The organism is Nitrosomonas sp. JL21 (genome assembly GCF_009833095.1).
Classification (GTDB): domain Bacteria; phylum Pseudomonadota; class Gammaproteobacteria; order Burkholderiales; family Nitrosomonadaceae; genus Nitrosomonas.
The window spans coordinates 28,698-42,109 of sequence record NZ_QRCB01000035.1 but is presented as its reverse complement, the minus strand read 5'-3'; the positions used below and the strand labels follow the sequence as shown (position 1 = coordinate 42,109).

The 13,412-nt window shown below is 50.1% G+C and carries 16 protein-coding genes; 8 read left to right on the top strand and 8 right to left on the bottom strand.

The window, feature by feature from the left end:
• Positions 1 to 101: 101 nt before the first annotated feature.
• From ABF87_RS11015 to ABF87_RS11005, 3 genes are all read right to left on the bottom strand, one after another.
• Complete coding sequence (locus ABF87_RS11015; protein ID WP_160829176.1) at positions 102 to 1,133, bottom strand: glycosyltransferase; 1,032 nt, start codon at positions 1,131 to 1,133, stop codon at positions 102 to 104.
• Positions 1,130 to 1,894 (bottom strand): FkbM family methyltransferase, encoded by a 765-nt coding sequence (locus ABF87_RS11010; RefSeq protein WP_160829175.1) that lies wholly within the window; start codon positions 1,892 to 1,894, stop codon positions 1,130 to 1,132. Before ABF87_RS11010 ends, ABF87_RS11015 begins: the two co-directional genes overlap by 4 nt.
• Positions 1,895 to 1,963: 69 nt before the next feature.
• Complete coding sequence (locus tag ABF87_RS11005) at positions 1,964 to 3,229, bottom strand: hypothetical protein (protein ID WP_160829174.1); 1,266 nt, start codon at positions 3,227 to 3,229, stop codon at positions 1,964 to 1,966.
• A 287-nt stretch (positions 3,230 to 3,516) separates the two neighbouring features.
• On the opposite strand from ABF87_RS11005, the gene ABF87_RS11000 reads away from it, so the two are divergent.
• From ABF87_RS11000 to ABF87_RS10970, 7 genes are all read left to right on the top strand, one after another.
• The gene (locus tag ABF87_RS11000; protein ID WP_160829173.1) at positions 3,517 to 4,266 is read left to right on the top strand and encodes a 3-deoxy-manno-octulosonate cytidylyltransferase; all 750 of its coding nucleotides are present in this window, start codon (positions 3,517 to 3,519) and stop codon (positions 4,264 to 4,266) included.
• Positions 4,267 to 4,284: 18 nt separating this feature from the next.
• Complete coding sequence (locus ABF87_RS10995; RefSeq protein WP_160829172.1) at positions 4,285 to 5,055, top strand: aldolase/citrate lyase family protein; 771 nt, start codon at positions 4,285 to 4,287, stop codon at positions 5,053 to 5,055.
• Entirely contained in the window at positions 5,052 to 5,984 is a 933-nt protein-coding gene (locus ABF87_RS10990) for a phosphoglycerate dehydrogenase (RefSeq protein WP_160829171.1), read from the top strand. The genes ABF87_RS10995 and ABF87_RS10990 overlap by 4 nt, the downstream gene beginning before the upstream one ends.
• Complete coding sequence (locus ABF87_RS10985) at positions 5,981 to 6,925, top strand: NAD(P)-dependent oxidoreductase (protein WP_164503221.1); 945 nt, start codon at positions 5,981 to 5,983, stop codon at positions 6,923 to 6,925. Before ABF87_RS10990 ends, ABF87_RS10985 begins: the two co-directional genes overlap by 4 nt.
• Positions 6,926 to 6,931: 6 nt before the next feature.
• A complete protein-coding gene (locus tag ABF87_RS10980) occupies positions 6,932 to 7,573 on the top strand; it encodes an HAD family hydrolase (protein ID WP_160829170.1) in 642 nt (213 codons plus the stop codon).
• A complete protein-coding gene (gene pgl / locus ABF87_RS10975) occupies positions 7,574 to 8,266 on the top strand; it encodes a 6-phosphogluconolactonase (RefSeq protein ID WP_240143645.1) in 693 nt (230 codons plus the stop codon).
• 112 nt (positions 8,267 to 8,378) lie between these two features.
• The gene (locus ABF87_RS10970; protein ID WP_160829169.1) at positions 8,379 to 9,368 is read left to right on the top strand and encodes a YihY/virulence factor BrkB family protein; all 990 of its coding nucleotides are present in this window, start codon (positions 8,379 to 8,381) and stop codon (positions 9,366 to 9,368) included.
• 42 nt (positions 9,369 to 9,410) lie between these two features.
• Here the strand turns inward: ABF87_RS10970 and corA are convergent, their stop codons facing one another.
• The 5 genes from corA to ABF87_RS10945 all read right to left on the bottom strand — a co-directional run bounded on the left by corA (position 9,411) and on the right by ABF87_RS10945 (position 12,968).
• On the bottom strand, positions 9,411 to 10,379 hold the full coding sequence (gene corA / locus ABF87_RS10965; RefSeq protein ID WP_160829168.1) for a magnesium/cobalt transporter CorA: 969 nt from the start codon (positions 10,377 to 10,379) through the stop codon (positions 9,411 to 9,413).
• Positions 10,380 to 11,348: 969 nt separating this feature from the next.
• Complete coding sequence (locus ABF87_RS10960; protein ID WP_160829167.1) at positions 11,349 to 11,624, bottom strand: hypothetical protein; 276 nt, start codon at positions 11,622 to 11,624, stop codon at positions 11,349 to 11,351.
• 103 nt (positions 11,625 to 11,727) lie between these two features.
• Positions 11,728 to 11,874 carry a hypothetical protein gene (locus ABF87_RS10955; protein WP_160829166.1) on the bottom strand — a complete coding sequence of 49 codons (147 nt, stop codon included), beginning with the start codon at positions 11,872 to 11,874 and terminating at the stop codon, positions 11,728 to 11,730.
• Positions 11,875 to 12,044: 170 nt separating this feature from the next.
• Complete coding sequence (locus ABF87_RS10950) at positions 12,045 to 12,251, bottom strand: hypothetical protein (RefSeq protein ID WP_160829165.1); 207 nt, start codon at positions 12,249 to 12,251, stop codon at positions 12,045 to 12,047.
• A gap of 114 nt (positions 12,252 to 12,365) precedes the next feature.
• Positions 12,366 to 12,968, bottom strand: a complete 603-nt coding sequence (locus tag ABF87_RS10945) for a DUF308 domain-containing protein (protein WP_160829164.1) — start codon at positions 12,966 to 12,968, stop codon at positions 12,366 to 12,368.
• A gap of 228 nt (positions 12,969 to 13,196) precedes the next feature.
• Here ABF87_RS10945 and ABF87_RS10940 point away from each other — a divergent pair, with 228 nt between their 5' ends.
• On the top strand, positions 13,197 to 13,391 hold the full coding sequence (locus ABF87_RS10940) for a hypothetical protein (protein WP_160829163.1): 195 nt from the start codon (positions 13,197 to 13,199) through the stop codon (positions 13,389 to 13,391).
• Positions 13,392 to 13,412 lie beyond the last annotated feature (21 nt).

Genomic DNA, 13,412 nt, shown 5'->3' with positions numbered 1-13,412 from the left:
ATTGATTTTTTAATTTCAAATTTCAATGTGCTTCCTGGCAAGGCCAGATTTTCTGGTAAGTTTTATTGATGTTTCTGCTGCCATCAGTACCCCGATTCGACTCACCCGGTTTTCCAGGTACGCATCTCCAAAGAGCGCATTCGAACCCACAGCGTAATCAGCAAGCGCAATAGTACAGAAACGCCGGGCAACACCCATATTGCAGACACTCGTTTGTCCTCGCGCGACCACCCGCGCAAAATCAGTTTCACGATTCTCTTGAAACTGATCGAACGGTTGCGCAACTGTAAAGACGGTAGTTGCTGCACTGGCGCCGGTGTCAGCCAATGAACGACCCCGCCCTGTCGCAGCACATGGTTGATCGATTCAATCAGTTGATCAGGCAAATCTGCGTAGGTAGAGCGCCCCGAAATCAATACAATATTCTGGTGGGCTCCAGGATAGCGCGCCAAATACTTCGCCCGGTTTTTCGCCACCAACTTGCGGTATGACTGTCCGCGCCCAAAAGAAGCGCCGACGGCATGTAGAATATGCGCATCCGGATGCACGCCGATGCGCCAACCCTGTCCATCGAGCCTGCGTCCCAGATCGGTATCTTCGAAATAGCCGCGTCCAAATTGTCGATCAAATCCACCGAGTCCATTGAAGAGTTCCCGTCGAATCAAGAAGCCATACCCCTGGAAGCGATGCGTCAGAATGTAACCACCAGGCTGACGGCGGTAGCGCTCGAACCGGACCTTGACATCCTGATGCACTGGACTGATCACGGCTAATTGTGAATCAGCCATGAATGCATTGCACAAGGGCGGCAAGATATTCTCATGCAATTCGGTATCCGAATTGAGCACCAGCACAAAATCCGCTTTCGAACGCGCAATCGCTTCATTCACAGATGCGCCATAGCCTTGATTGTTAGGGGCATGAACGATATGCAGGAGTGGACAGGACAACTGATCGAGCATCGCAGCCGTTTCACGATCGGAGGCATCGTCTTGAATATGGATCGCCTGAATGGATGAACCCAAATAGGTGATCACTGATTCGATGCAACGCTTGCTCAAAACCGGTGCATTGAATACCGGAATGATCACATCGACGGCTGGCGCATTCGACGTGTGCGCGAACCCCGTCATTCCCTTCCAAATATCAGATAGGCTTCGCCCCAATTCTTGGTGGAACGTTGTTTGACGCTGAGACCGGCTTGTTTCATCAACTCAATCGCGGTGTTTCGCTCCTCTTCAGTGCCCAGTTCGACAATGACGGATCTCAGGGCCGGATTGGCCAACACCGCCGTAGCGCCCTTGAGAATAGGGACTTCAATCCCGTCCACATCGATCTTGATATAGTTCGGATATGGAAATCCCCACTGGCTGCATAGATCATCCAGCGTTACCCCGAACATCCCTTGCACGTGCGTCGCAGATATCTTCATATTCTCAATATCTTCCGCGCCAAACTGGGAACGATTGCCGCCGGGTATGAACTTGGGAATATACAGCTTGGAAAATTCGCTTTTTCCGGACACGGCCACGCAATACGACAAAATATTCTCATCGAGACCATTCAAGTAAATATTCTTGTTGAGCGCATAATAATTATTACTTTGCGGCTCAAACGCATAGACGCGGATCTGATCGCCATACTTCTTGGCCGGATACAGCGAATATTGGCCGATATTCGCCCCGATATCGAAATAACATGAACCCGGTTCAAAACTGTCGAGCCAATCGAGCGTATCCGGTTCCTTGACCGAATACGTTCTGGCACGTTTCAGCGTGCGCAGATGATCCACTGAAATAACAATCGATTGCCCCCGCACCGGTATCGTGACATACCCGCCTTTCAGCCGGTACGCTGCAACCACCAGCTCATTCAAAATGTCTTTTGCTCGCATCACGATCACCTTATCGTGTTATAAGACTAAACCCCGTCGGCTTCTGACAATGCATATCATTGAAGCAACTCAGTGTGCGGATTGCTCCAATAATGCCACATAACGAGGCAATACTTCCGCATCCGGAAAATCCAGCATTTCTTTCAGAAAACGCTGCCGATGCGCTTCAACATAAAAAGAATCACATCCATTTTCCAGGAAGTTTTTAATGTGTTCATAAACGTCATCGCGGCATTTCAACTCGGTTTCAGGCATGTAGTACGCCACCGCTGAGCGGGCTGCTATCAAGTAATCCGCAGCCAGAACCGGCTTCTTGGCGCGCACCGCCTCAAACACCACGGATGTGGCCAAATCGATGATCACATCAGACCAATTCATCAAATGTACCGAATGCGCATCATCACCGGCCACTCGCACATTGGGCAATTGCCGGATTGAACTGTCTTTCGTCAATGATTGCTTCCAACCGCTGCGGGTATGCGGTTTGATGATCAATTCGACTTCGGGAAATTGTGCAATCATATGCACGACCTCACCGACTTCTTCCCAGAAAGTCGTGAAATTGGCTTTTCTCAGGAACATGACGATCTTGAGCCGGCTGCCCGAACGCACGAGGGGCGACGGCGGCATCAAGCCGGCGAGAATTTTCAGCCATTCCTCACAGTAGCGTGGCGAACCCAGCACAGCAAGCTGATGTTCTGCCATGAAGGGCCGAAAGCGTGTCGCGCATAACTCATTCGGCACCACGACACGATCAAATATCGTGGCTGCCGAAAAGGTCACATCGGGTTCCTTGAACCGCTCACCCCGGCGAATCAATTGACTGGCGTGTGGGCTGTCGCCATGCGGCAACGACACCGTTCCCAGTCCACGATTCTTTGCCATGGCTACCACGACCTCAACCCATTCGACACAAATGACGGAATTCCGCTCGATCCAATCGAACGCCACCACACCTTTGTGGTAATCGCCGAAGCTTCTGTTCAACAAGAACTCTGCAGTGTGCCGCCATAATGGTTCGCGTTCTTTTTCATCAAACCGCTCGGCGATTTTGGTGACCAACGGACCGATGATCTTAATGCGCCGGACATTGCGCGTCAGCAACAACATCTGCAGGCGCCATTTGATGTAATCCATCCAGGCAAATAATTCACGAATATGCGTCACGCGCACGCCCGGAAGCTGGCTTAGGAACTGAACGCGAAAATCGCGACGGAATTTCGGTGAACCGATTAAAACCACATCGCACTGATGACCCGATTGGATCCATTTGTAGATAACCGGAGTGACATGATCAATATCATTGTAATGACGGAGAAAAAAAAGCGCTTTCATAACAGGGTTATGAAGACATAACGGTATTCGATACCTGACATCTGTTGTATTTTCCTTATTAAACAGGATATTCTGCAAAGCGCGCCATTTTACTCCGGCCACCCTTCAATTACCAGCAACGAACCAGAATGACCATCATAAAACGCGCCATGTAAAAAATTCGTCAAGTTTAACAATAATTATTGCTCAACAAACAGGAAAAACCTGATAATCAGCAAAACAGTTTTAAAGGGTGTCTTTTAAAACTCATACCGATGTCAACCACTCTTTAATTTCACGACAGATTCATGAAAACTATCGCTGTAATACCTGCCCGCATGGGCTCATCCCGATTTCCAGGCAAACCGATCGCTGCTATCCTGGGTCGCCCTATGATCGAACACATCTATAAGCGAGTGGCCATGAGCAGATCGCTCGATGCCACGTATATCGCCACTTGCGACGATGAAATCCGCGACATTGCAGAAAATTTTGGTGCACGCGTGATCATGACCGCCGATACTCACGAGCGCGCCAGTGATCGCGTCGCAGAAGCCGTCACTCATCTCGATGCCGATCTGATCGTCATGGTGCAAGGCGATGAGCCGATGACTCATCCCGATATGATCGACACAGCCGTGGCGCCCTTTCGTGATGACCCGGCGCTGGGTTGCGTCAACCTGGTGCGTAGAATCGAAGATGAAGCGGACTATCTCGATGTCAATACCATCAAGGTCGTCATGAATCGCCACAATGATGCGTTGTACATGTCGCGCCGCCCGATCCCAAGTCTCGCGAAAACGGGGTTTGCCGATACCGCCGCGTATAAGCAGGTATGCATCATCCCATTTCGCCGGGAAACGCTGTTTCAATACACCCGTCTGACGCCGACGCCGCTCGAGCAATTGGAATCGGTCGACATGCTGCGCCTGCTCGAACACGGCATGCACGTCAAAATGGTGCATACCACTTTCAATACCCAGGCAGTTGACACGCCAGCGGACTTGGCGCGCGTTGCCAAACTGATGGAATCGGATCCCCTGCTCGCTCACTATTAGGATATTAGGAATAACGTTATGACTTTGAAATCACGTCTGAATCGATTGGAATTGACCATCGGCTCATGGGTCACCCTCGGGCATTCGTCAATCGCCGAGATCATGGCGGCAGCAGGATTCGACTGGCTGGTACTCGATATGGAACACAGCGTCTTGGAACTCAGCGACGTGCAATCCATCATCCAGGTTTTAGATGGCAAGGAGTGCCCCGCCATCGTGCGTCTGACATCCAATCACTCTGACCAGATCAAACGCGTGATGGATGCGGGTGCGACCGGCATCATGGTGCCGATGATCAAATCTGCTGCGGATGCCAAGGCCGCAGTCGAAGGCGTTTATTATCCCCCGCGCGGGCAACGCGGCGTAGGTCTGGCACGAGCGCAAGGCTATGGCGCCAGTTTCCAGGCGTACCGGCAGTGGCTCGACGACAATGCAGTCATCGTGGTGATGATCGAGCATGTCGACGCAGTCCAAGCCATCGATCAGATCTTGGCGGTGCCGGGCATCGATGCATATATCATCGGACCGTATGACTTATCAGGGTCGATGGGCCGCCCGGGCGATCTCGATCATCCCGAAGTGCAAGCAGCGATTGCCCAGGTGCTCGAAGCGGGGCGCCGTGCCGGCAAACCCGGCGGCATTCATGTCATCGAACCCGATCTTCAAGCATTGCAGCAACGCATTCAAGCCGGTTTCAATTTCCTCGGCTACGGATTGGATATCCGTATCCTGGATGCGATCTGCCGTTCCCATTTACAAACCATCCGCGCAACATTGAAAAATTCATGAGTACATTGGTCATTTCCACATCTTCGTTCGACATCGACAATAATCCGCCGCTCCAGCATTTATTGGAAAATGGCTTCAACATCATCACCAATCCGCATCGGCGTAAGCTGACTGAAGATGAGATCAGCGAATTGCTCGGTCATGGAGCGGTGGGCCTGATTGCAGGGATCGAACCGCTGACGGAGCGGGTATTGCAGTCTGCCGACCATCTTAAAGTGATTTCGCGCTGCGGTGCCGGCTTGGACAGCGTCGATCTGGCGGCTGCGCATCAACACGGCATCAGCGTTCTGAATACGCCGGAAGCGCCCGCCCAAGCGGTCGCCGAATTAACGATGGGATTCATCCTCGCTCTGCTGCGGCAAATCAAATCGATCGATCAAGCGGTGCGCAATGGACAATGGCCGCGCACGCAGGGACGATTGTTGGCAGCCCAGACTGTCGGCATCATCGGACTGGGATACATCGGCCGGCGCGTTGCGCGACTGTGTCAGGCGTTTGAAGCCACTGTCATCGCGCATGATCCGTATATCAGTCAAGCGCCAACCGGCGTGACACTGGTGCCGCTCGATACATTACTGGCGAACGCTGATATCGTGACGCTGCATGTGCCTTATTCGGCAGATACGCATCATCTGCTGAACACCAAGGCTTTCGCTGCGATGAAACCCGACGCGATCGTCATCAATGCAGCTCGCGGCGGCTTGGTGGATGAAGATGCGCTCGCCGAGGCATTACGCGCCGGCAAAATCAGTGCCGCTGCTCTGGATGTATTCGAGCAGGAACCCTATCAAGGCCCACTCATTGGATCGGACAACATTCTTCTGGCTTCGCATGTCGGTTCTCTCGCCCGGGAATCCCGGCAACGCATGGAAATCGAAGCGGCAGAGAATTTATTGCAAGGTCTCATCAAAACAGGCGTTCTATCATGATCGATAAAGCGATATCCAACGAAAAGGTCATTGTATTCGGCGCCAGCGGCTTCTTGGGCAGTCATGTTGCTGACGCATTGACCGCCGCAGGCTACCAGGTACGGTTATTTGACCGCAGCCCATCGCCGTACCTTAAGAACAATCAGGAAATGATCGTGGGCGATATCATGAATCTCGAGCAAGTCATCGAAGCCGCCAAGGGATCATCGATCGTCTACAACTTCGCCGCCATTGCCGATATCGATGAAGCCCACGACAAGCCCATACCAACCGCGACCATCAATGTTTTGGGCAATATGCACGCGCTGGAAGCTGCGCGCATCGCCGGTGCCCGCCGCTTCGTCTTCGCCAGCAGTGTCTATGTATACTCCGAATCAGGATCTTTTTATCGCGCCAGTAAGCAGGCTGCCGAGCGCTTCACCGAAACCTATCATGAACGCTACGGCCTGAATTACAACATTCTGCGCTACGGTTCGCTATATGGCAGGCGCGCCGACAAGCGCAACGGCATTTACCGCATGCTGCAAGAAGCGGTCGAGCACCATGCCATTACCTACAAAGGCAGCGGTGAAGCCATGCGCGAATACATTCACGTCGAAGATGCCGCACGCATGAGCGTGCAAATCCTTGCGCCCGAATTTGCCAATCGCCACCTGATTCTGACCGGCCAGGAAAAACTGCGCATCAAGGATGTGATGACGATGATCTCGGAAATGCTGCCGTGGCCGGTTGAACTGCATTTCGACGAAGCCAATACCGTGCATCATTACGAAATCACGCCCTATGCTTTCCAACCGCGCATCGGCAGAAAACTGGTGCTGAATGAACATGTCGATCTGGGGCAAGGCATACTCGATTGCCTGCGCGAAATCCACCAGCATCTGCACCATGGCGATGAAAACGATGACGCTACGCCAACCACATCCGACAACCGGGCATAATGGGCTATGAACGTCCTTGATTGGCAAGCGATCATTTTTGATTTTGATGGCGTCATCGTGGAATCCGGAAAAATCAAGACCCAGGCATTCGCCGATCTCTACCGTCCTTACGGGGAAGATGTCGTCAATGCCGTGGTGCAGTTCCATACTCAAAATGGCGGTATGTCGCGTTACCGGAAATTCCGCCATTTTCAGGAACACCTGCTGAATAAGCCGCCGCTGACCGAAGCGCAAGAAAAAGCGCTGGATCTGCGCTTCTCGGAATTAGTGGTCGAAGCTGTCATCGCTGCTGAAGCCGTGCCTGGCGCAATCGAGCTGATCCGCCAGCAATCGCAGAGAATTCCGTTATTCGTTGCTTCCGGCACGCCGGAGACAGAGCTTAAGATCATCGTCGAACGGCGTGGCTTAGCGCAATATTTCACTGAAGTTCGCGGTGCGCCCGCCCTCAAAAAAACGATCATTGCCGACATTTTATCGACCCATGCACTTAAATCTGAATCCGTGCTCATGATAGGCGATGCGATGGCTGATCTGGAAGGCGCCGAGGCCAACGACACTGCGTTCCTGGGGCGCGTTCATCCCGGTGACCCGAGTCCTTTTCCCGCTTACGTGGAAACCGTTCCCGATCTCCGCGGGCTGATCGTTTAGATGCCCGCCTCGATGCAACGGCATGTTTTCCCCGACATGGAATCGCTCAGCCATGCCTTTGCCGAGCATGCGGCAACTGTCCTGCAGCAGTCGCTGCTCCACCAGCCTCAGGCTGCGCTGGTTGTGCCGGGCGGCAGCACGCCGCGCCATTATCTGCCGGCATTGGCGAAATGCGCACTGCCCTGGGATCGAATCACGATCACACTATCCGATGAGCGCTGGGTAGATAGCGATGATGAGCAATCCAATGAACGCCTGATAAAAAACTATTTACTGGCGCATCTTCCCGCCAACACGCGCTTTATCGGTCTAAAAACTCAGCATGCAAACCCATTCGATGCCCTCAGCGCCATCCATCATCGACTGAGTTCTCTGCCATTACCATTGACACTGACCGTGTTGGGTCTGGGAGAAGATGGGCATATTGCTTCCCTTTTTCCCGGCATGAATGCCGATGCGTTTCCGCCTGATCATTGCATCATCGCAGCGCCGCCAGCAGCACCATCGCTGCGCGTCAGCCTGTCACTCGATATGCTGGCTGTCAGCGAACATATCGTGCTGGTAGTCACCGGCAAAACCAAGCGCCAATTATTGGATCGCGTGAACCGTTCTCCTGACCCGCAATGGCCGATTGTGTGGTTATTGCAGCGCAGTAATGCCCAAATAGTCGTTTTTGAAACTGATGGAGTATAAATACAGACACGCCGTTTCTACCTCGATTCTCTTGGCAAAATCAGTGGGAAGCCGCATGATTGTTTGATACAGTACCGATTTGGAGGATTCTCCACACGGATCGATTGCACTGATGAAATTAACGCTCAAGACTGCCTGGCCAGTATTCAAGGAAGTCATTTCCGAATTCATTCAAGTCAATGTGCTGAAAATGAGCGCATCGCTCGCTTTCTATACGCTGTTCGCGCTCGCGCCGATGTTCATCATCATCATTGCAATCATTCAATTCTTTTTTGGCACCGAAGCCGTCGAAGGCGATCTATACCCTCAACTGGCTGAATTGATCGGTTCGCAGGCAGCCGCTCAGGTCGAAGAAATGATCAAGAACGCCATCATTTCCGGCAGAAGCCCATTGTCAACCATCGGAAGCGCCATCATGCTGATGTTTTTGGCAACCGGCGTATTCGTTGAAATCCAGGAATCGATCAATTACATCTGGCACCTGAAGGCAAAACCCAAGACCGGATTCATGAAACTCATCGTCAATCGGCTGCTGAGCTTTTCGATGGTCATTTCGCTGGGATTCATTCTTCTCGTTTCATTGATTGTGAATGCAGCCCTGGATGTATTACTCGTCCGGCTTCAACTCATTTTTCCCAGCGTCACGGTCTATCTCGCCTATTCTTTGAATCTGGCGCTCACGTTCATCGTCAGCACTTTCGTATTCTCATGCATATTCAAAATCCTGCCTGACGCCAAGATCCATTGGAAAAACATCATCGTTGGCGCCATCATCACTGCGCTGCTTTTCATGGCCGGAAAGTGGGTCATTACAGTTTACCTGTCCAGCAGTGATGTCAGCTCGATGTATGGTGCTGCCGGTTCCATCGTGATCATCATGTTATGGGTGTATTATTCGGCGATCATTCTGTATGTCAGCGCCATCCTTACCAAGATCTATGCGCAACTTTCGGGTTCCACCATTTATCCGAGTGAATATGCAGTGTTCATCAAAGAAGTGGAGGTTGAAAGCAAGTCATCTCTGCAAAACCAAGCCGATACCCAAAAGATGAAAGCTGAAATCCAGAAGGAAGCAACGTCTAGCAAAAAACCGGCTGATTAGAATTCAAGGTTGATTCTGCTGCGGCTGTGTTTGAAAATGCGATCACAGCCAACCGATCCGCTTGAACCACAGATAAAGAAAAAAACATGCCGTGCAAATGGTCAGCAATGCCATCGGGTAGCCATATTCCCACTCCAGCTCCGGCATATGCTCGAAGTTCATCCCCCAGATTCCCGCCAGGGCAGTCGCGGCAGCAAAAATTCCCGCCCATGCTGCGAGGCGTTTGCTGACTTCGTTGTTTTCAATGGCGCCAATCGAGAGATTGACCTGCATGGCGGTGCCAATGGTGTCTCGAATGCTGTCGATGGAAGCGTCGATTCTCAGCAAGTGGTCATATACATCGCGGAAATACGCACGGATATTGGAACAGACAGCGGGGCCCCGGCTGCTCGCCAATTTGCCCGCCACTTCCATCAGCGGTGAAACAGCATGTTTCAGAACCATGACATTACGTTTGAGACTGTAGAGCTGCTCGATGTTGGAGCGGGCCGCGATGCCTTTGGTGAAAATTTGTTCTTCGATCTGCTCCAGCTCGGACTCCAACTGGTCGATGATCGGAAAATAACGATCGACCACTGCATCCATCAGCGCATACAGTACAAAACTTGAGCCTTCTTTCAACAACTGCTGCTCCCGTTCACAGCGCTCGCGCACATCGATGAAATGCTGCCGACTGCGATTTCGTACGGATAATATATAGTTAGGCCCTACAAAGACGTTCAACTCGCCGAGACTGATTTCTTCTTTTTCATGCTCAAACAGATGCATCACCACGAACAGCGAGTCACCATATTCTTCCAGTTTGGGCCGCTGATGACCGTGACGCGCATCTTCCACCGCTAATTCATGGAGATGAAACTCTTCCTTCATTTTATCAAGTTCTTCAGGCGTGGCGTCGCGCAGCGCTACCCACACAAAACATCCTGGTTTTTCGAGATAATCGCTGATCTCATCCACTTCGAGATCAGTCAGGCGTATTCCGTTCTGGTAGGCGACACAATTGATGAGCACGTCCACATCCTCGCTTTGAAAAAAAGCAGTCTACCTGCTTCACCGGGAAATGTGCAAACCTATTCAAACAGAGTATTTCTGGTCTTTTTTATCAGAGAAAATCTCATCTGTTTTTAAATCAGCCGAGCCGGAAAAGCCGTCAGGCAGTAGTAGAACACAGAGAAATCGGATTCATTTGCAGTGTTTGCGTAATAGCCTCTTGAATTCCATTCTAACGCAGCAAACCTGAACTCCCTCTCTCGCTCATGCATCTGCCATAGGTATAAGGAACACCATAGCGGAATGCTCCAACGCATTGTTGCGAAATACCATTCTGCCGATCCAAACGAGCGATACAATTCGAGAATTCTGGTGAATTACGTTTTAAACCAATCACCTCGCAATGTCTGACCATGCTCCTTCGCTGCTCTTCGATGGACACACAATCCGTGGTGATGGCACTCTACACTAAAATGCCCATTAACCTGGCCAGCCATGTACTGATCATGATGACACCTCACTGTGCTGATTGATGACTCAACTATGCGATCATCGCTATGAACGCGACCTGAATGCCCAACAGCACATCCGGCAAGGCACTCGGTTCATGCGGCCATTAGAATATTGACAATATTGAGGAAGTTGCAGAAAACTGCTGGACTTGACCAGATCATGTACGGCTCGTTGAAATCAAGCTGAGTATGCTCAATGAATATGCACGAATTGCACGTGTTGGCCTAATTTCGCTTTTCGGCTACATCGATGAAAAATGTTCCGGCACAAACAAGAAAAATCATATGACGAAATCCTTGCCGATTTGAATAGCGAAGTTAACAATGAATCAACCTGCTGTGAGCAACGAGTTAATAGCTGCGCATTCAATGTGCTGGTTCTCCATCGGAGCTGTCGACCGGTCGAAGGAGGAGTTTGAGACAATTAGAAATTAAAAAACCCGCTGCAGCGGGTTTTGAGAGTAAACGGCAGACAATCTCACTTATTTTGATCGGGAGTTTTTGCGGGAGGATACTGTTCGCCGTCACCCCGTGGAACTTCGGTATCGAAATTTCCCTTATTGGCTTCGGTTCTACCTCTGGGATCGGCATCTTTTTTTAACTGTTGATACCGATTCTCATCGCCTTCCAATTTCTGTACTTTTTGCTTTGGATAGGTTTCTGGTTGAGGGGATTCTGTAAAGGCAGGAGCGCTCAACAACGATAAACACACGCAAAAAGACAGCATATATGAAACGTTTTGCTTTTTGTTCATGATTGATCTCCATGATATTGATTTTTTAGTCTTACTTAGAAAGAAAGGCGGATATCCAATTTACAATGAAATCCGCGCAGGAAAAATTCTTCGAGTGCAGAGTTTAGAAATCGTCGATACGATAGATACCATCCATCGATACAAAGCTTTCTTCATCATAGGCTTCAATCAATGGAATCTCTTCTGCGGATAAATCTGTATTCGAATCAATCACATCAGATGTCATTGTCGTATTGTCGGCAATATACATTTTTTTCTCCTCTTGGGTGATGTTTTCGTATCATGCAACGTAAACACAACCGAGATCTGTTCGCTGGCGAACGTTAAGTAAAGGAATACAGTAGAAAATTTTTATCGTATTTATAGGAATGAAGCACCCATCCAAAAAAATCCGCTGATCTTCGATCAGTCTTCGAATGTTCAGGATGATGAAGCAGATTCACTACCTGCATTAACTTCGGGAATGACCGGATCCATGATGGGTGGATTCTTATTAGGCGGATCTTCCATCGGTGGCGGCTCTGAAGGAATTTCATCAGGAGATTTATCCGGCGGGATTTCCGGTGTCGCCGGAGTAGAAGGAGGATTAATTCGGGCTATTGCATCCTTCGCAGGAAAAGAATTCATGAGTCATGACTCCTCATCGTTCGATTCATCATTTAAATCAATGCTCCCATCCGAACGAAACTGCCAGAAGCACGCATGATCCTATGGAAGGGATGAACGGCTCATTTTTCCAATTTATGTCGGATCTTTCTCAGCAGTGGTAGTCTGGATAAAATCCTTGTTTTCCCGCGTAAGTGTTCGCTTTGCCAGCGCCATCGCAATGAGCAACCAACCATTGGTCATCATCTCTATTGCCACGAACAAACCAATCATCCAGAACGCTGTTTCTGGCCACCCATACATAATCAATGCTGCAAGCAATACATCAATTCCGCCGGCCAGCAACATCAATCTCCATTTCCAGCCTCGATTCCAGCATTTCCAAGCGTAAGCAATACGTGAAATCCCAACAATAACCAGAAACGCAGCCAACACCAGCGTCAGACTGTAAGAACCGCTCACGGGATCGAACACCACCAAACCACCGAATAGGATATACATCAGAGCCACTAATAGATGGAGAGCCTTTCCCGACCAATTGTTTTCGTTGCCAGCGACACCATGAGATAGCTGCAGAATACCTGACACGATCGCAAGTACTCCGAACATGATGACACTGACCAGAGTCAGATAAAATGCAAAGACAATCCCAAGTGTGCCAAAAATGACCATGCTAATCCCTAGCGCCAGAAACCATCCCCAACTGATCGGTAGTTCTAATTTTTCATCGGTTGTCATATCTAACTCCACAGATAAATAATCCAATCGTTTTTTTCATTTAATGGGAATTATAGAAATACCTGGGGAAACGCTCTGTGCGGAGACCCACAAATCTCGCGGCGATAGGTCAAACATTCCCACATCATTTGCACGCTATAGAGTGGTACTGAATGTTCGTTGTCGAACTGAATTTATCCGACAAAAATATTAAGGTACGCAGCGATTGTTCAAAATGAGGAAACGATCATGACGGCAAACACTATCAAAGCCATGAATGGCAAAGATAGCAGTGAACCGGCTTCCCCATCGGCTGATGAATCGATCGAGGATATCGCTTTTGAAGAAGTCATTCCGGAAGATTCGCCGCTCAGAAAGAATACCCCTGCAGAACCCACTATCCGTAAACCTTCCGGTAAGCCTGTGCCCGTAGGACAGGATTGAATTGTCTAGCTCCGTTGAAAC